This window comes from Rhodovulum sp. FJ3, from assembly GCF_032918305.1.
Classification (GTDB): domain Bacteria; phylum Pseudomonadota; class Alphaproteobacteria; order Rhodobacterales; family Rhodobacteraceae; genus SAT37.
In genome coordinates this window covers 52,943-70,133 of sequence record NZ_JAWJUU010000001.1, presented here as the reverse complement: position 1 = coordinate 70,133, position 17,191 = coordinate 52,943, and the positions used below count along the sequence as shown (strand labels likewise).

The 17,191-nt window shown below is 60.9% G+C and carries 13 protein-coding genes; 8 read left to right on the top strand and 5 right to left on the bottom strand.

The genetic code is table 11. The features are described 5' to 3' along the window. Positions 1-49 precede the first annotated feature (49 nt). The 3 genes from R1W00_RS00320 to R1W00_RS00310 all read left to right on the top strand — a co-directional run bounded on the left by R1W00_RS00320 (position 50) and on the right by R1W00_RS00310 (position 4,451). Positions 50-1,486, top strand: a complete 1,437-nt coding sequence (locus R1W00_RS00320; protein WP_317260719.1) for a tetratricopeptide repeat protein — start codon at positions 50-52, stop codon at positions 1,484-1,486. A gap of 64 nt (positions 1,487-1,550) precedes the next feature. Next, positions 1,551-2,510 carry an NAD(P)-dependent oxidoreductase gene (locus tag R1W00_RS00315; RefSeq protein WP_317260718.1) on the top strand — a complete coding sequence of 320 codons (960 nt, stop codon included), beginning with the start codon at positions 1,551-1,553 and terminating at the stop codon, positions 2,508-2,510. A gap of 60 nt (positions 2,511-2,570) precedes the next feature. Further along, a complete protein-coding gene (locus tag R1W00_RS00310) occupies positions 2,571-4,451 on the top strand; it encodes an NAD-dependent epimerase/dehydratase family protein (protein ID WP_317260717.1) in 1,881 nt (626 codons plus the stop codon). Positions 4,452-4,511: 60 nt separating this feature from the next. On the opposite strand, the gene R1W00_RS00305 is transcribed toward R1W00_RS00310, so the two are convergent. Together R1W00_RS00305 and R1W00_RS00300 are read right to left on the bottom strand one after the other, a co-directional pair. Then, a complete protein-coding gene (locus tag R1W00_RS00305) occupies positions 4,512-5,531 on the bottom strand; it encodes a hypothetical protein (protein ID WP_317260716.1) in 1,020 nt (339 codons plus the stop codon). Positions 5,532-5,711: 180 nt separating this feature from the next. Next, a complete protein-coding gene (locus R1W00_RS00300) occupies positions 5,712-6,503 on the bottom strand; it encodes an SDR family oxidoreductase (RefSeq protein ID WP_317260715.1) in 792 nt (263 codons plus the stop codon). A gap of 337 nt (positions 6,504-6,840) precedes the next feature. Between R1W00_RS00300 and R1W00_RS00295 the strand changes: the two genes are divergently transcribed. From R1W00_RS00295 to R1W00_RS00285, 3 genes are all read left to right on the top strand, one after another. Beyond that, positions 6,841-7,596 (top strand): hypothetical protein, encoded by a 756-nt coding sequence (locus R1W00_RS00295; protein ID WP_317260714.1) that lies wholly within the window; start codon positions 6,841-6,843, stop codon positions 7,594-7,596. A 5-nt stretch (positions 7,597-7,601) separates the two neighbouring features. After that, complete coding sequence (locus R1W00_RS00290; protein ID WP_317260713.1) at positions 7,602-8,531, top strand: sulfotransferase; 930 nt, start codon at positions 7,602-7,604, stop codon at positions 8,529-8,531. Positions 8,532-8,688: 157 nt separating this feature from the next. Further along, on the top strand, positions 8,689-9,645 hold the full coding sequence (locus R1W00_RS00285; RefSeq protein WP_317260712.1) for a sulfotransferase: 957 nt from the start codon (positions 8,689-8,691) through the stop codon (positions 9,643-9,645). Positions 9,646-9,723: 78 nt separating this feature from the next. Here the strand turns inward: R1W00_RS00285 and R1W00_RS00280 are convergent, their stop codons facing one another. Next, on the bottom strand, positions 9,724-10,665 hold the full coding sequence (locus R1W00_RS00280) for a hypothetical protein (RefSeq protein WP_317260711.1): 942 nt from the start codon (positions 10,663-10,665) through the stop codon (positions 9,724-9,726). 373 nt (positions 10,666-11,038) lie between these two features. Between R1W00_RS00280 and R1W00_RS00275 the strand changes: the two genes are divergently transcribed. After that, on the top strand, positions 11,039-14,281 hold the full coding sequence (locus R1W00_RS00275; protein ID WP_317260710.1) for an HlyD family secretion protein: 3,243 nt from the start codon (positions 11,039-11,041) through the stop codon (positions 14,279-14,281). A gap of 75 nt (positions 14,282-14,356) precedes the next feature. Here R1W00_RS00275 and R1W00_RS00270 read toward each other — a convergent pair whose 3' ends face one another. Continuing rightward, complete coding sequence (locus R1W00_RS00270; RefSeq protein ID WP_317260709.1) at positions 14,357-14,935, bottom strand: sulfotransferase family protein; 579 nt, start codon at positions 14,933-14,935, stop codon at positions 14,357-14,359. A gap of 174 nt (positions 14,936-15,109) precedes the next feature. Here R1W00_RS00270 and R1W00_RS00265 point away from each other — a divergent pair, with 174 nt between their 5' ends. Beyond that, positions 15,110-16,075 (top strand): hypothetical protein, encoded by a 966-nt coding sequence (locus R1W00_RS00265; RefSeq protein ID WP_317260708.1) that lies wholly within the window; start codon positions 15,110-15,112, stop codon positions 16,073-16,075. A gap of 65 nt (positions 16,076-16,140) precedes the next feature. Here R1W00_RS00265 and R1W00_RS00260 read toward each other — a convergent pair whose 3' ends face one another. After that, complete coding sequence (locus R1W00_RS00260; protein WP_317260707.1) at positions 16,141-17,100, bottom strand: ROK family protein; 960 nt, start codon at positions 17,098-17,100, stop codon at positions 16,141-16,143. Positions 17,101-17,191: the final 91 nt, after the last annotated feature.

Here is a 17,191-nt window from a genome sequence, read left to right as displayed (position 1 = left end):
CGTAACTTTTTACCCGCTGGGATGAGCGGAGTTTACGAGGGAGATAGAGATGGCACATTCGGACGAATGGATCCCCAATGTTGAACAGGTCGGCGGCGAAGATGGCCAGCAGGCTATGAATTATATCCGCAGCTTGATGAACGAGGGTCGCACCGACGAGGCCCGTGGCGAGCTGCAGATGCTGATCGATCAGGACCCGCAAAACAGCCGCGCCATTATGGCCTATGGCATGTCGCTGATGCGCGACAACCGTCTCGAAGAGGCGACGTCGTATTTTGAACAGGCCATGGCGGTTGACCCCGAAAATGGCACGGCGCCCTTGTTGGCGGCGCGCGCCGGTCTGCAAGGCGACAACCCCGAATACGCGGAAACGAACTATCACAAGGCGCTTGAGGCGAACCCGACCTCGATGCAGGCCCTGACCGGTCTGGCCCGCCTGCACCAACGCCAGAACAAGCCCGATGAGGCGATCGAGGTTCTGGAACGTGCTCTGGGTGTTGACCCGCAATCGGACCGCGTCCGCAGCCAGCTGGCCACGATCTATGCCCGCGAAGGCCGCCGCGAAGAGGCCAAGGAGCAGCTGGAGCAGGTTCTGGCGATCAAGCCGGGCGATCAGCGCGCGACGGTGATGCTGGCCAATATCTGCACGCAACTGGGCGAAACGGATGAGGCAACCAAGGTTCTGGACGGCGCGCTGAAGGCGGCCCCGAACGACCTGCGCCTGCTGATGACCAGCGGCCGCGCTAAACTGGCCAAAGAGGACTACACCGGTGCAGAAAGCCTGTTCCGCCGTGCCCTGACGGCCAAGCGCAGCCGTCCCGAAGGTGGCGCAGGCCCGATGGCCAACCGTCGCGGTGGTGCCGGTGGTCCCGGTGGTGGCAACGGCCCGATGGCCGCGATGCGCCAGAACCGTGGCGACCGCCCGAACGCCATGGCCCAGATCGCATTGGTTCAGTCGCTGATCCCGCAGAAAAAGCTGAAAGAAGCGCGCGAAATCCTTGGCAAGATGCGCCGCAACGGTCGCCCGAACCCGATGGTTCAGCGCCTGTACGGTGATGCCTACGCGATGGAGGGCAACTTCAAGGCCGCTGAAGAGAGCTATCGCGCCGCGATTCAGCGCAACGATAACGGCGAGGACATCCTCAAAGAGATCGACGCCGCCAAGGCCGCGCAGAACCCCGAGGGCGAAGCTCTGGTTCAGCTCTACAAGGACTCGTTCAAGGACCGCCGCGAGAGCCGCCGCGAAAACCGTGGCTCGGGCGGGATGCGCGAACGTCTGCGCGAACGTCGCCAACAGCGCGGTGGCGGCGAAGGCGGCCCCGGCAACGGCAACATGCGCGAACGCATGCGTCAGCGTATGGCCCAGAACCGTGGCAACATGGGCGGCCAAGGTGGCCCGATGATGCAAGGTGGCGGTGATGGCGACCAGAACCCGCGTGCCGGTTTCATGCGTGCCATGATGGCCCGTCGTCGCGGCGACAACTAAGCCCTGAACGATTGATCTGTCCGGTCCGCGCATCCCCGCGGGCCGGAACTATCGGAGAATTTGCGTGAAAGTACTTGTCACAGGCCCCTCGGGTGCGATCGGTCAATACGTCCTTGAGGTGTTGATGACCACAGACCACGATGTGCGTGTGTTTGCCTTGCCCGACTCTATGCACCGGATCAATTTCCGTGACCGGATCGAAATGGTGCCGGGGCAATTGTCGGATAAAATCGCCTTGGCCGAGGCGGTCGAGGGCGTGGATATCGTCTATCACACCGCCGTCGTCAGCCCGCCCCCCGCGATGAAGCCCGAAACCATGGACGCCATCAACGTTGAGGGCACCCGCAATCTGGTGAACGCCTGTGCGGGGCGCGTGAAACGGTTGGTGATGGCCAGCTCGAACAACGTCTATACGCCGCACCGGTCCTCGGCCCTGTGGCCGGTTCTGGACGATGCGCCGCGCATGGCCCACGGCAACCCGCAACAGGCGGCCTTGGGCGAGAGCCTGATCGCCGCCGAGGACATTGTGTTTGAGGCCGCCGCCAAGGATCAGATCGAATACGCGATCCTGCGTCCCACGGTGGTTGCAGGCCGCAAAAGCCAGTTCATCGAGAACATGGTGGTCAGCATCCTGCAAAACCAGCAGAACCTCGATATGCAGCGCCGCATGTGGGACATGATGCAATGGACCCACGGCAGCGACATCGGCCATGCGGCAATGCTGGTCGGTGAGGATGAGCGCGCGCGCAACGAAAGTTTCCTTGTCGCGGGCGAGGAACCGATCACGATCTACGATGTGCAAAAGCTGATCTGGGATATCATGAACGTCGGAAAGACCGACAATCCCTATGCAGAGATCGCTGCCCAGAACAACATCGGCATCCCCAAGTTCGAGCCGCGCAAGCTGCGCGCGCTGGGGTGGCGTCCCAAGGTGGGCGTCAAACATTGTATCGCCGAGGTCTTGGGCCGTCTTGAATTCTACTCCTCAGCGGCGGTGAACATTCCCGCCTATATGCTGGACTAGGGTAACACTAACACTGCGTGAACCCGAACACGGGCGCGCGCGTTTACGGAAGGAACTGTCATGCGAGCTGTTGTCAGTGACGCTGCAGGACATGTCGGCCAGCGGGTGATCGAGCAATTGCTGGATCTGCGTTGGGACGTCTTGGGGATTGTGGGATCGGACGCCGAGGCGACCGCGCTGCCCCGTGGCGTGACGGGAAAGGTCTGGCCGAAACGGGCCGGTGCCTTTGGCAAGGCTCTGGACGGGATCGACGCGCTGTTGCTGTGCGAACCGGTGCAGGGCGACGCGGATTTCGACGCACAGGTCAAACGCACCACCGGTCTGATCACCGCCGCCGTCAAGGCCGGTGTCGCGCGGATCGTGCTGGTCAGCTCGGCACATGTCTACGCACCCGAGGCGCTTGTGCGCGGGATGGTGACCGAAACCACGCCGCTGGGCGGGGATGAGGGCGGCAATGTGGCCGTGCGTCAGGCGGCCCTGTCGCTGGAAAGCGCGCTGCGCGATGTGGCCGATCAGGTCGAATGCGTCGTGTTGCGCCCGTTGATGGTGATTGACCGCGATCAGACCCATCTGATCGACCGCGCATGGTCGGTGATGCAGGGGGGCGGGGCCACATGGGATGGCGACCGTCTGCACCCGATTGCGGCCTCTGATCTGGGCGATGCGGTGATGATGGCCCTGCGCACGCCCGGTGCGGCGGGGCACGCGTTCAACGTCGCCTCCGAACAGGCGGTGACGATTGACGTCGCGCTTCAGGAATTCCGCCGTCTGCGTCTGGTCCTGTCCGATTGCGAACAACAGGAAATTCAGGTCCGTCCGCCGTCGCCCCCCGCGCCGCCGGTTCTGTCGCTGGGCAAGGCGCAGACGCTGTTGCACTACCGCGCAAAACGTCCCGTTTGGGGGGTGTTGTCCACGCTGGCACAGGCCGCTGTGGACAAGGGCCGCGCCGAGGGCAAGGTCGATCCGCGCAAGTTCCAGATGCCCGCCGCGTTGCTGGCGATTGAGACCGGTGAAAAGCCGCTGGCCGGTAAGGTCGCCGTCGTCACCGGTGCGACCGCCGGTATTGGCCGATCTGCCGCCGTCCTGTTGTCGAAACTGGGGGCCAAAGTGGTCGCCGTCGCGCGTAGTGCCGAGGCGGGCAAGGCCCTGATGGATGAACTAGGTTCACACAGCCAGACCACCCCTGGTGTCTTCAAACAGGCCGACCTGTCGGAACTGTCTGCCGTGCGCGATCTGGCCGCCGATCTGTGCAAGGAATTCCCGCAGATCGACATCCTGCTGAACAACGCCGGTGCCGTGTTCAATGAGCGTGAGGTGACGTCTGAGGGAATTGAGCGCACGCTGGCCCTGAACCTGATTTCACCGTTCTACCTGACGCATCTGTTGGCCGATCCGCTGCGCGCGGCCGAGGGGGAGGCGCGGGTGATCAACGTCTCGTCCGAGGCGCACCAGAACTCGGCCCTCGACCTTGCGGATATGCAGTCCGAGCTGAGCTATCGCGCGATCCCTGTCTATGGCAAGGCCAAGTCGGGATTGATCATGGTGACCTACCTGTTCGCCGAATTGATGCAGGGCAGCAACGTCACCATCAACGTCGTCTCGCCGGGGGCGGTGCGCACCGAAATCTGGCGGTTCGAGGATGATCAGGACACGTCGAACCTTGGCCCGCAGCAATTGCAGCGGCGCAATGCGATGCGCGACCGGATGCGGATGAACATGATCTCGCCGTTGGAAAGCGCGGGCTATCTGGTCAACCTCGCCATGGCACCGGAATTCGCGGGCGCGTCGGGCTATTATTTCGACAAGAACGACCGCGCCCAATCGTCCGAGGCGACCTATGACCGCCCGCTGGCGCTGAAACTGTGGCGCTATGTCGAGGGTGTGATCGAACAGACCACCGGCACCAAAATCACCGGCGGACAAGAGGCCGAACCGGCCTGATCGCCACCCGATTTGCTCATCAAAAAACGCGCCCTGATGAACCATCGGGGCGCGTTTTAGTTACTTGATCGACTTTTTAAGGGTCTCCACATCGGTCAGTGTGGCGTAAAAGACCTGTCCCGGATCTTGGTCTTGATACCCCGTTGTGAAGTCCCTGTAGGTGTAGGTCGGACGTTTGAAGAACCCTTGGTTCTCTTCGGCCTGACTGATGGCGGCATAGGCGCGCAGGGCAACCTTTGTTTCCGGACTTAGTTTCTCGCTGAGCGCCTCTAGGTCTGTGTCCAAACTGGCCTCCAACGCCGCACTCAGGCTGCTGTCGGCGGCGTACAGCAGGTAATCGGCGGCCATCGTCAATGTCGCAACCTTGGCGGCGTCTGGTTGTGTGCCGATAGTGGTTTCAAAGTCATTGCCGATCAATAGTTGCGAAACATGAAGGCCGCCAACGATCACCAACCCGCCAGTCGTACTATCCGCGGCGGCCGAGCCAGACAGGAAACTTCCACCCAAACTTCCGCCTGTATTTCCAGATCTTGTTCCGGTCCAGCGGAAGACGAAAATGTTTAGGTCGGTCGACTTTTCAGCCAGCTCGGCGGACTTTTCGGCCACTTCATCTGCAAGTGCCTTGGCCGCGTTTTGGCTGTCGATGAGGTCCTGTCGGGGCGTGTCTGGGTCGTTCTCCATTTGGTTATTTGCCGCTTCGATCTCAATCAACTGAGCGACGGATAACTGTAGGTCTTCCAGACTTGCGCGGTACGCTTTTACGCCATCTTCACCGCCGTCGTACTTAAAGGATCTTGTCAGAACCCGCGTTGTTCCGGTTGTGCTAAAGCAAATGATCGAATTCGCGACCCGTTGACTGCTGGCCAGACAGGAACTGCCGATATGCGGTACCGGCAACTGGCCGTTAATCGACAAAAACCGTGTTTGGAGGGGGTAGTTCAGGCTGATCGGCTTGCGTAAACCGCCATCATTCGTTGTGCTTGTCGTCAGATCATCAAGAGCACCAACCCCTTGGGGGCTACAGGCGGATAGCAAGGCCGCCGCACCCAGCGCGGCCGCAGCTTGTTTTAGACGTGGCATCGCGATTATCCCTTTTATACTCGTTTAAGTGGTGAGAGCATAAAAATAGGGAAGTTCAGTCACCAAGGATCCCATGGCGCAACTGTCGCGCGAGTGACAAAATCGAGGGGGGTGGTGAAAAGTCACCCACTATGTGCGCGCGAGAACGCAGTCAAACGGAACTCGCGCGTTGTTTTCACGTTAGAGGCGCATCTTGACGCCGATTTCCGCGCCGAATTGACGCACGGCGGGATAGACGTCTTGGTCGCGCCAATGGATGAACTCACCGCTGACGCCATAGGTCTGGGGCGAGCACAGCCAGAGCGGCAGGACCGCCGCCTCTTCGGGGGATTGGTGCATGTCGCGCATCTGTTGCGGCTGGTTCAGGGAGGTCGTCACGGTCTGATAGGTGGCCGTGTCGATGGGACCGGGGTTGAACGCGTTGAACGCAATCGGCAGGCCGCCCATTTCCAAGGCCAAGGTATGCACCATCCCGTTCACGGCGGCCTTGCTGGCGGCATAGGCACCGGTTTTGGCCACGGGACGCACGGTCGCGGACGAGGACAGGAACAACATCCGCCCCGTTTGCGCCTGCATCATATGGGGCAGGATATGCCGGATCAGGTAGAAGGGACCGGTCGAATTCGCGGCGAGGATGTCGGACCACTGTTCCGGCGTGACCTCCCACAGGTTGGTGCCGATGGCGCCCGCCGATCCGCCGATGTTCAGGACGAAATCAATGCGCCCGAACCGGTCGATTGCGGCCTTGGTCAGGGCGGCGACATCCGCGTCGCTGGACAGGTCGGCGGCGACCGGCAGGGCCTCAACCCCGTCGTTGGCCAGCACGCGCGCCAATGTGTCCAACCGGTCCTGTCGGCGTGCGGTTACGACCAGTCGCGCGCCCGCCTTACCAAACAGACGCGCCGTCGCCGCGCCCAGACCGTCGCTTGCCCCCGTAATCAGGGCCACGGCCCCGTTCAAAAATGGTGTCATCCCGAACCAATCCCCTTTTACCCCCGGATCAGAATCGCCCGGGTCACGCCTCATTCCGTTCTAAAGGGCAGGGGTTTGATGCGTCCAGTCTTTGCCCCCGATTTCCGCACCTTCGGCCCATAAAACATTGGGATACATCACAGTTTTGCCGCAGCGTGAACAATCCAGTGTCACCTCGGGCACAACTGTCGCCCATATCACAGCGGTGTGAGGCAAAGGCTTGCAGAGACCCCCATGCCTGTGGTTGCCTAGGGGTAACTGGCCGTCCCGTTCGGGTGCGGCGCAATGGTATTTTATCGGCGCCACCGCGCGCCATGGCGATGGTTTTGGGGGTAGCATGAGTGTTGAAATGATTGGCTGGGGCGCCGCGATTGAGCAGGGCAATCCCGATCATCTGGTGGTGTTCATCTCTGGCTTTGGCCGTCCCGAGCATCAGCAGTTCCACTTTGCCGAATATTCCCAGCGGTTCCGCCAGACTAAACTGTTCCTGCGCGATCACACCAGCACCCAGTACATGGAAGGGATCAAGGGCGTCACGGACACGCCTGAAGAGAACGTCGAATTCCTGCGCTATATGATCGATAAGCTGGCACCACAGCGTGTGTCCTTCGTGTCGGGCTCGGTCGGGTCGCACCCGACGGTGGTTTGGGGGCTGGAACTGGGCGTCACGGATATTCACCTGTTGGGGCCCGTCACCGATATGGCGTCGATGCTGCAGAGCGAGCGCGCGACCCAGCAGGGGTTCCTGCCTTTGGTTGATCACTTTCAGAACATGATCAATCAGGGCTATCCGTACCAATCCCTGCGCCCCTATATGGAAGAGAACTGGCATAAAACCGATCTGATCGACGTCTATTACGGGCAGGGTGATCCGATTGACGTGGCGCAATCGGGCTATATCGAGGATATCCCGAACGTGCGCTCGACCATCTATCATCAGGGCAACCATTTCCGCGTGCCCGCGTGGGTGCAACGCCGTGACCCCGATCTGGAAAACCGGATCAACGGGCCGCTGGTGCGTCCGGCAGATTTGCGCGCCTCGGGGCAGACCGACCCGATTGAGCTGGGCTATGCGGCGGTGCGGTTGAAGTAATGGCCATGGACGCGCTGACCCCCGCAACGGATGCCCCGCAGCCGGTCTTTGTGCTGGCCCTGCCGAAAACCTATACGTCCGTGTTTGGCGGGATGCTGGGCCAGCATCCGGGGATCATGGGCACGCCCGAGTTGAACATGTTCGTCGGCGAAACGGTGCATGATTGGGCCTATCAACCGGCCAATGATGTGCTGTTTAACGTGTTTCGCGACGGGTTGTTGCGCACGCTGTCGCAACTTCAATTCGGGGCGCAGACGGTCCAGACCGTGCAGGCCGCCGAACAGTGGTTGGTGGATCGCCAGAACTGGCCGATCCGCGATGTGTTCGAACATCTGCGCGCGCTGAGTGCGCCGAAAATCCTGTTGGATCAGAGCCCGATTTACACGATGAAGCCGGCCTATATCCTGCGCATTCTTGACGCCTATCCGGATGCCAAGTTCATCCATCTGGTGCGCAACCCGACGGGGTGGGTGAAATCCATGCTGGGCTGGCAACGGATCGGTCCGGTGTTGCTGGACATGTACGCCCAAGAGGAACAGGGCCTGTCGCGCAAACCCGATCCCGTCGAAATCTGGCACGCCACGCATGAGGGGATTGCGGGGCTGCTGAGCCAACTGCCCGACGATCAATGGATTCGCGTGCAGGGCGAAACGGTTATCACAGATACAGTGCCCGCTATGCGCCGCGTGGTGGAATTCCTTGGCCTGTCGATGGGTCCGGCCGAGACCGAGGAGATGATGCATCCGGAAAATTCCGTGTTCGCCGGATGGGGGCCGCCCGGTGCGCGGGGCGGCAATAACCCCGATTTCCTGAGCGATCCGCGTCTTAAACTAAAGACGGTAGATCAACTTCCAGGTCTACTTAAGATACAGACCGATGCCATGAATGTGCCACCCGAGGCCCTTACATTTGCCCGCGAGTTAGGCTACCAGTAACACGTTCGCGTGACACTGGGGCCTGTTCCGCGATTTGAGCTGACGCAAGGTTGTCACTCGGCTTTGTCGTTATACGTCGTGTATAAAGGCCCGCTCTTTATCACAGCAAACTCACTTTTGGGTGAAGCCATCGGCTTTGCTCGCACACAGGCAAATTATGAATTATCAAGTTGGTATGAACCAAATCGAGCCTCAGGCGACTGGCAACGATATGCCGGAGCCGCTTTTTATTCTCGCCCTTCCCAAGAGCTTTACGTCCGTGTTCGGCAGCTGTCTTGGCCAACACCCGGGCATTATGGGTGTCCCTGAATTGAACATGTTTGTGGGCGATACCGTCCACGATTGGGCCTATCAGCCGGCGAACCAGCAATTGAACGGTGCATTCCGTGACGGGTTGCTGCGCACGTTGGCGCAGTTGAAATTCGGCGGTCAGACCGAACAGACCGTGGCGCAGGCCGAGCAATGGCTGGTGGATCGCGTGGACTGGCCGATCCGCGATGTGTTTGAAGAACTGCGCAAGCTGTCCGCGCCCAGCATCCTGTTGGACCAGAGCCCGCCCTATACCGCCTCGCCGCGCCATATCTTCCGCTTGCTCGAGGCCTATCCGAACGCCAAGTTCATTCACCTGACACGCAACCCGACCAGCTGGATTAAATCCATTGCGGATTGGAGAATGTTTGGCGAGGTCTTATTGGGTCTGTTCCGGAACGAAGAACAGGGATTGGCACGCCAACCCGATCCGATCGAAATCTGGCATGCCGCGAATGAGGGCATTGCCGCCGTTCTGGCCGATTTGCCGCCCGAGCAATCGATCCGCGTGCGCGGTGAGGATGTTCTGACCGATTTCGATCCGCAGATGAAGCGCGTGTTGGAGTTTCTGAACCTCGACACGTCTGATGCATCCATGGCCGAGCTGCACCATCCTGAACGCTCGGTCTATGCCAACCTTGGTCCGCGCGGTGCACGGTTCGGGAACAATCCGAACTTTCTGAAGGAACCCAAGCTGAAGCTGAAATCGCCCGAGGATCTGGAGAAGCTGATCACGATGAAGCGTGACATGGTCGAAATCCCCGAGGAGACGATCCAGTTCGCGGCGACCATGGGCTATAAATAACCCCGCCGCCGCGCCAGTTGGTAAAATGAAAAACGCCCGCAAGAAGCGGGCGTTTTGCGTTTTTAGTGGCTCTGGCGATTAGTGCGCCAGAAAGAAGTCGATGATCGCTTCGGTCCCGTTGAGGTCGGGGCGGGTGGGGCCGAACCGGTCGCCCAGTTTCGCCAGCAGGCGGCCCGAGCTTTCCGGTGCGCCGGGCCAGATATGGCCGAGGTTCGGGATCACACAGAACAGGACGTCGTCGTTTCCACAGCTGCTGTAGGATTTACAGTTGGAATCGATGTCCGAGATGCGCACGGTCGACTGGCTGCTGGAGCAGCCGTTGCGCGATGCGATATCGGCCAGAGCCTCGGTCGGGGGGGTGAGATAGCTGGAGGTGCCGCCGAATTTGCTTTTGGTTTCACGCTCACCGCCGTTCAGGGACACCGTGTCCTCGGCGCCATTCAGGTGCATGATCGGGACCTGACCGCTTTTGCAGTTGTCCATCGGGGCCGCACCCGCAAAGGGCGCGGCGGCGGCGATCATTTCAGGCACTTCGCACACAAGACGATAGTTCATCATCGCGCCGTTCGAAAAGCCGGTCACATAGGCTTTGGGTTTGATGGGGGTGACGGTGGCCAGATCGGACATGATCGCGCGGAAGAACTTGATGTCGTCGATGCCGCGTTCCACGGCAAGGCCGCAGCAGACCTCGGCGTTAAAGGTGCGGCGGAACCCGTTGGGGTAGACGACGATAAAGTTGTTGCCGCCCGCCTTGGCGTGGAAGAGGCCGTTTTCCTCCATCCATTCCGAGGTCGCGCCGCCGGGGTGCCATGCCATCAGGACCGGCATTTCTTTGCCGCTTGCGCCATCGGGGATAAAGACGGTGTATTCGCGCGCGCGCCCGTCGATGCGGATTTTGCGTTCCATCCGTTCGCCGGCGTCTGCGGCACTCGGGGCCACAAGGATCATCCCGGCGATCAGGGCAAGGCCGCTCATCCCGAGGGTCAGGGCCCGTGCAAGGCGTGATGCGATTGGTTTCATTGGACTGGTATCCTGCTCAAACTCTAAAAAACGTGATCGGTATCTTTGGGACAACCCGCCACGCGCCGTATGGTTCCGGTCAGCGTGATACGCGCCGTCGTCCGGTTTCCGTCGCGATCTCTTTTGCCATAGCGCGAAAATGGCTCAAAAACCACGTGGTTTAAGGGGAATTGACGGATTTGTCGGGATTTCGAGGGGGATCGGCAGAAACGCGCCATTTGCCTGTGCAATGGGCAAACTGTCGCTTGGGCGGTGTTTTCCTGTAACGCCCCTGTGATAAAAGAGGCATATCTGGTGCAACTCATTGCGAAAAAATCAAAATTATGCGATCAAAACGTATCGACCCCGTTGGTCGAAAGAGCGAGTGGATTTGATGCAAAAGAGCAATGCCGCAGCCAAAACCGGCGCGTCCCAGTCTGGATCCTATCGTCTGCACCCCAAGGTGACTGTCTCGCGGACGACAGGTGAAGAGAAGAACGCAGGCTGGAGCTTTCTCAAGCATGGGGAAACAGGGCGGTTGTTGCGGATCGGCCCTGAAGACGGCTTTTTGCTGGACCAGCTCGACAGTGGTAAATCCCCGCAGGAGATTGCCGCGATCTTTAGTACGAAATTCGGACGCGCGGTGCGTCCTGCCACGGTAGAAAGCTTTGCGCGCCAGATGGTGAGCGCGAATTTCATGCAGGCCGTGGATGAGGCCGAGGTGAAGGACGCCTCTGGCACCGGTTCGCCGACCCCCGAACAGGTCAAGGGCGCAGCCACCAAACCCACACCGGCCAAAACGACGCCGGTCAAGCCCGCACAGGCCAAGGCCAAGGCGGAAGAGCCCACCAAGCCCAAGGCCGCCAAACCGGCCCCAAGCACGCCTGCGCCCGACACGGCCAAATCTGACAAGCCGGTCACTGTCGTTCCTGAGAATGAGGCGACATTCAAGTCAGAACCGCCGGAAGACGGGCAGGGCGATGACACGATGTCGCCGTTTGATACGGCGCTTGATGATGCTCTTGTGGAGGAGGATGACGCCGGTGGCGACACCGACCTGAATGAGCTTGAGGGCATGGTGTTCGGCGGTGGTGGTTTCCGTCGCCGTCCGCGCCTGCGTGAGGTGAAATCGACCCCCGCCGCCGCCAAGCCCGCCAAGAAAAGCGCCAAGCCCAAGGCCAAGGCCGAACCGGAGGCCGCCGCGCCCGAGGCCGCCAAAGATCAGGCCAAGACGGACAACGCGCAACAGGCGCCCAAGACCGACACCTTTGCCAGCACAGAGGCCCCCGACAGCGATCAGGCCAAGGCGGCACCGGAACCTGATGAGGCCGCCGCGGACGAGAGTGCGCGCCTGTCCGATCCGCGTATCGCCAACCGTAAGGTGAAATTCGCGCGCAACCGTGGCGGGGATGAGCACAAAGCCCCCCCGGGGATGATCCGCCTGTTCGATCCGACGGGGATGCTGGAGACGCTGAACGACCTGTTCGGCTGGTATCGGCATGTGCAGTGGCTGCTCTATCCGTTGGTGATCTTTGCGGCCTTGGTCATGTTCAACCGGATGTCCGAATTCGGTCTGGGCGTCTCTGCGGGGTTCCAGTCGGTGTCGCGCATCGGCTTTATGCTGATCTCGCTGCTGACGGTGAACTTTTTCGGTCGGCTTGTGGTGGCGACCGTGGCGCATCGTCATGGGGCAAAAATCCATGACGCGGGTCTGACGTTCCTGTTGTTCGTGATCCCGCGCTTTGCCATCGACCTGAGTGGCGTTCAAAAGCTGGAAAAAGAGGGCAAGCTGGCGGTTTATGCAGCCGGTCTAAAGGTCAAGCTGTTCCTGTTTGCCACGGCCACGGTCGTTTGGGCGATCACCCGCCAGAGCCAGACGATGATCCCCGATATCGCGATTATCGTTGAGAGCTTTGCCCTGCTGACCTTCCTGATCGGGGCGTTCCCGTTGATGCAGGGCGACGGGTATAAATGGATGTCGACCTATTTCGATCAGCCGTTGCTGCGTCAACGCGCATATAACTATGTGTTTGGCACGAACAAGCAGATTGCCCAGTTCATGCCCGAACCGACCTCGCGCGAAAAATGGGCCTTTGCGTTTTATGCGATCGGCTCGGCCTTGGTGACGGCATTGATCCTGTCGCTGTTGCTTATCCATCTGACCACCGCGCTTGAGGGGCGCTATGGCGGGGCGGGCCTTGTGATCCTTGTGGGGATCGTGGGCGCGATCATGCTGTGGCTGAGCCTCATGAAAAAGGGTCAGAAAGAGGCCCGCAAAGGCAAGATGAAGCAAATGATGACCGAGCGTCTGGCCGAACGCCAAGCCTCGCGCGCCCAAGCCCCCGCCGGAGACGATGACGGTTTCGCCGGCATGATGGGCGGTGGCATGGGTGGCATGATGGGCGGCATGGGCGGCGGCGGTATGATGGGCGGCGGCATGGGCGGCATGGGTGGCGGTATGATGGCCGCGCGCATGGGTGGCATGGGCGGCGGAATGGGCGGCGGCGGCATGGGCGGTGCCCTGATGAAGCGCGGCAATTTCGACGTGGACCGCCCGCGCCAGCAACCTTTGGCCGGTGTCTATGCGGGCAACACGGGCGAGCGTCATCGCCGCCGTTGGTTCCCGCGGATGATCATTGTGGCCGCGCTCAGCACCTTGGCCTATCTCGCGTTCCTGCCCTATGGCTATGAGGTGGGCGGCGATTTCACGATCCTGCCCGATCAGCGCACGGCGGTGAACGCCCGCGTTCCGGGGGAATTGATCGAGATTTACGTGGATGAGGGCGATCTGGTCGAGGCCGGTCAACAGGTGGCCAAACTGTCCGACCTGAACGCCAAGCATCAGGTGGCCTCGGTTCAGAACAATCTGGAAAAGGCGCAGGCCCGTCTGGACAAACTGCTTGCAGGCGCTGCGCCCGAAGATATCGCGCTGGCCCAAGAACAGGTGGCCGGTGCCGCCGCAGACATCCCCTATCGCGAGGCACAGGCGACCCGTGCGATGACCTTGCTTGAGCGTGGCGCGATGTCCGAGGCTGAGGCGGATCGCTATCAAAAGGAATATATGGCGGCCCAGCAGGACCTGAAAACCGCCGAGGCCAATCTGGCCAAGGTCAGCGCGCCCGCGACCGAGGCCGACATTCGCATGGCCGAGGCGGACGTAAAGGGGCTTGAGGCGGATCTACAGTTCGCGACCGCCTCGCTTGCGGCGACCGAGATCAAAGCGCCCGTCGCGGGCCGCGTGGTGACGGAAAACGTGTCCCTTATCCGCGGGAAATATATGGATGCGGGCGATCTGTTCATCGAGATCGAGAACCACGAAACCGCGCGGGCCGAGGTTCTGGTGTCCGAAACCGACATCGGTTTGGTCAATGTGGGCGATCAGGTGCGTCTCAAGGCTTGGGCCAATTCGGACATCGAACGGGTCGGCAAGGTGATTTCCATCGTGCCCACCGCCGAGACCATGGAATTCGGTCGCGTGGTGCGGGTGAAGACACAGTTCGAGAACGAGAATGGCTTTTTCCGTCCGGGCATGACCGGTTTTGCCAAAATCGACGGGGATGAGATGTACGCGTGGCAGGCCTTTACCCGCCTGTTCGACCGGTTCTTCCGGATCGAGGTCTGGGGCTGGATCCCCTAAGGACGGTCGCCTCCGAAAACAAAACGCCGCGTCCAGATGGGCGCGGCGTTCGTCGTTTCGGGGGGCAGGGCGCGCTTAGGCGCGGTTGCGATAGAGGTCGGGATCGACCACGGACGCCATTGCCTGAATGTCTAGATCTTGGTCCAAGAACTCGGCGATGTGGCGCGACATCTCTTCGGGTTCGTCGACCATGCGGCGGTAATCGGCATACATGATCTGGATGTTGCCCTGCACCTCGGCCCAGCGGCGGAAATCCATCACATCGGTCTGGAACAGGTTGTAGAGCAGGTCGCGCCCGATCGTGTCGGGGTCCAGCCCGTCGCGGCGCATCATCTTTTCCTGCGAGGACAGGACCTCTTCGATGTCGCGCTGCATGAACACGATGCGATAGGGGACGTTGTTGGGCAGATCATAGACCAGCTTGTAGATCACCTTGACCGCGTGACCGGTCGAATCGGCGACCCAGGACGAATCCTCTTTCAACGCCTTGACCGGTTCGAACTCGTAATAGCCCATTGGATTATCGGCATTCGCCTTTCGTTCACCATCTACCACGGGTGAAATCCCGCCTGCCTCTAACATGCGCATCATCATGGACGTGCCCGAGCGCGGCAGACCGGAAACGATCGTAACAAAATTCTTACTAGTGCCCATTAAATGACAGACCTTGTGCTATAATACTCTCATAAACGTTATCGCATGTTGCGTTGCTTTGCGGAATATGTCGGAATGCTTATGCAATGACCTAGAGCGAAGTGTTGCCTTTTAGTTGGGCAGTTTTGGGTATTACGGCGATAATGTTTTTCTATGGTGAATAGGAGTTTGGGGATGGCTGACGATAACAACAAACCTGGTGGCGGTTTCGGTGGCCGGTTTGGTGGCGGCCAAGGGCGTTTTGGCGGCGGTCAGGGCGGTAACTTTGGCGGGGGTCAAGGTGCCGGTGCTGGCGGACAAGGCCGCTTTGGTGGCGGTCAAGGAGGCCAAGGCGGCATGGGCGGCGGCTTTGGTGGCGGCATGATGGGCGGCGGTCAGCGCGGCGGCGGCATGATGGGCGGTGGTCAAGGTGGCGGCATGGGCGGCGGCTTTGGCGGCGGTCAGGGTCGCTTTGGTGGTGGCCAGGGTGGTCAGGGCCAAGGCGGTGGCTTTGGCGGCGGTATGATGGGCGGCGGTCAAGGTGGCGGCATGGGCGGCGGCTTTGGCGGTGGTCAGGGTCGTTTTGGTGGCGGCCAAGCCGGTCAGGGCCAAGGTGGTCAAGGCGGCGGCATGGGCGGCTTTGGCGGTGGTCAGGGTCGTGGCATGGGCGGCGGCATGATGGGCGGCGGCGGCCAAGGTGGTGGCCAAGGCGGCGGTATGATGGGCGGTATGTCCCGTGAACAGATCGGCCGCATGGCATTCATGCGCGCAATGATGCAGAACCGCCAAGGCGGTCAGGGCGGTCAAGGTGGCGGCTTTGGCGGCATGATGGGCGGCATGGGCGGTGGCCAAGGTGGCGGCATGGGCGGCGGCTTTGGCGGCGGGCGCATGGGCGGCATGATGGGCGGCGGCCAAGGTGGCTTTGGCGGTGGTCAAGGTGGCATGGGCGGCGGCTTTGGCGGCGGCATGATGGGCGGCGGTCAAGGTGGCGGCTTTGGTGGCGGTCAACAAGGCGGCGGTGCAGCACAGGGTGGCCTCGGTGCCGGTCTGGCCCCGAAAGAGCCCGACAACATCGAAGACGCCGAGACGCTAGAATCCAAGGCACCGGCTGGTGGTTGGGTCAACTGGCGTCAGGATGCCAAAAAGAAAGAAGAATCCTAAGATTTACGGGTGCTTGCCCGATCCATCTTGCAGGCGGGTCCGACATGGTCGGGCCCGTTTTGCGTTTAGGCCGAGGCCTGTGACAAATAGGCGAAACAGCCGTGCAAGGCCGCGAAGTCGTCGTTGATCACCGAAATGCCGAACTGTTTTAACAGACCGCCGAACCGTCCCTTGTTCTGGAACGCAGTTTCAAACCCGTTGTCCATCAGGTGGGGCGCGACCGCGCGGGCCATGCCGCCACACAGGTAAATCCCGCCATATGGCAGCACCGTCAGGGCAAGGTTTCCAACCCCGATCCCCAGCAGTCGCGCAAAACTCGCCATGGCCTTGGCCGCGTCCGCGTCTCCATCGGCAAGGCGCGCCATGATGGTGTCGCTGGGTAGGCGGCTGTGACTGCCGCTGTGCCATGCGTGCAGGTTCGACAGGCCGCGACCGGACAACGCGTCCTCAAGTGCGGCGAACCCGAAATGCGCCCGCAGATAGGTCGCCAGTTCCAGATCCTCGGTCGTTTCGACGGGCAGGGACACGTGCCCCGCCTCGGCCGGTGTGGCGATCGGTCCCGCGTCGGTTTCGACCACGGTCGAGATATTGAACCCCGTTCCTAGGCCCACGACCAACCGCGATCCGCCGCCATTTTCCGCGCCCTGTCGCAGGGGCGTGAACGCCGTTTCCGGCAATATATCAATGGCATAGCCCTGCGCAGGTAGGTCGTTCAGGACCGTGACCGGTCCGCCGGTGATCGGTGCGATCGTTCGCGCATCGATGGTCCAGTTCAGGTTGGTCATCGTGCCCAGATTATCCCGCACGGGGCCCGCCATCGCGATGCAGGTCGCGGCCAATGCTGGCGCACCCGCGTCATCCAGATAGGCGCGCAAGATGGTTTCCAGATCGGCGTGCTCGGCATTCTTGAACTTGCGAACGCTGTTCAAATCCACACCATCGCCGGACCCAAGGGCCACGCGGGTGTTGGTTCCCCCGATATCGGCGACAAGAAACAGACGGTCGGTCATGGTGCGCTTTGCCATTCTAGAAACTTCAAATCCCGAGGGGATAGCGCATCATTCATAACAGGAAGTCAGCGCCCGTTGCTAGCGTTAACGGCTCAATAGGCGCATA

What these genes read in the sequence shown, in the direction of transcription:
- R1W00_RS00320 (WP_317260719.1), top strand. Translation starts at nt 50, where the DNA reads ATGGCACATTCGGACGAATGGATCCCCAATGTTGAACAGGTCGGCGGC.
- R1W00_RS00295 (WP_317260714.1), top strand. Translation starts at nt 6,841, where the DNA reads ATGAGTGTTGAAATGATTGGCTGGGGCGCCGCGATTGAGCAGGGCAAT.
- R1W00_RS00265 (WP_317260708.1), top strand. Translation starts at nt 15,110, where the DNA reads ATGGCTGACGATAACAACAAACCTGGTGGCGGTTTCGGTGGCCGGTTT.
- R1W00_RS00300 (WP_317260715.1), bottom strand. Translation starts at nt 6,503, where the DNA reads ATGACACCATTTTTGAACGGGGCCGTGGCCCTGATTACGGGGGCAAGC.
- R1W00_RS00280 (WP_317260711.1), bottom strand. Translation starts at nt 10,665, where the DNA reads ATGAAACCAATCGCATCACGCCTTGCACGGGCCCTGACCCTCGGGATG.
- R1W00_RS00290 (WP_317260713.1), top strand. Translation starts at nt 7,602, where the DNA reads ATGGACGCGCTGACCCCCGCAACGGATGCCCCGCAGCCGGTCTTTGTG.
- R1W00_RS00305 (WP_317260716.1), bottom strand. Translation starts at nt 5,531, where the DNA reads ATGCCACGTCTAAAACAAGCTGCGGCCGCGCTGGGTGCGGCGGCCTTG.
- R1W00_RS00270 (WP_317260709.1), bottom strand. Translation starts at nt 14,935, where the DNA reads ATGGGCACTAGTAAGAATTTTGTTACGATCGTTTCCGGTCTGCCGCGC.
- R1W00_RS00260 (WP_317260707.1), bottom strand. Translation starts at nt 17,100, where the DNA reads ATGGCAAAGCGCACCATGACCGACCGTCTGTTTCTTGTCGCCGATATC.
- R1W00_RS00275 (WP_317260710.1), top strand. Translation starts at nt 11,039, where the DNA reads ATGCAAAAGAGCAATGCCGCAGCCAAAACCGGCGCGTCCCAGTCTGGA.
- R1W00_RS00285 (WP_317260712.1), top strand. Translation starts at nt 8,689, where the DNA reads ATGAATTATCAAGTTGGTATGAACCAAATCGAGCCTCAGGCGACTGGC.
- R1W00_RS00310 (WP_317260717.1), top strand. Translation starts at nt 2,571, where the DNA reads ATGCGAGCTGTTGTCAGTGACGCTGCAGGACATGTCGGCCAGCGGGTG.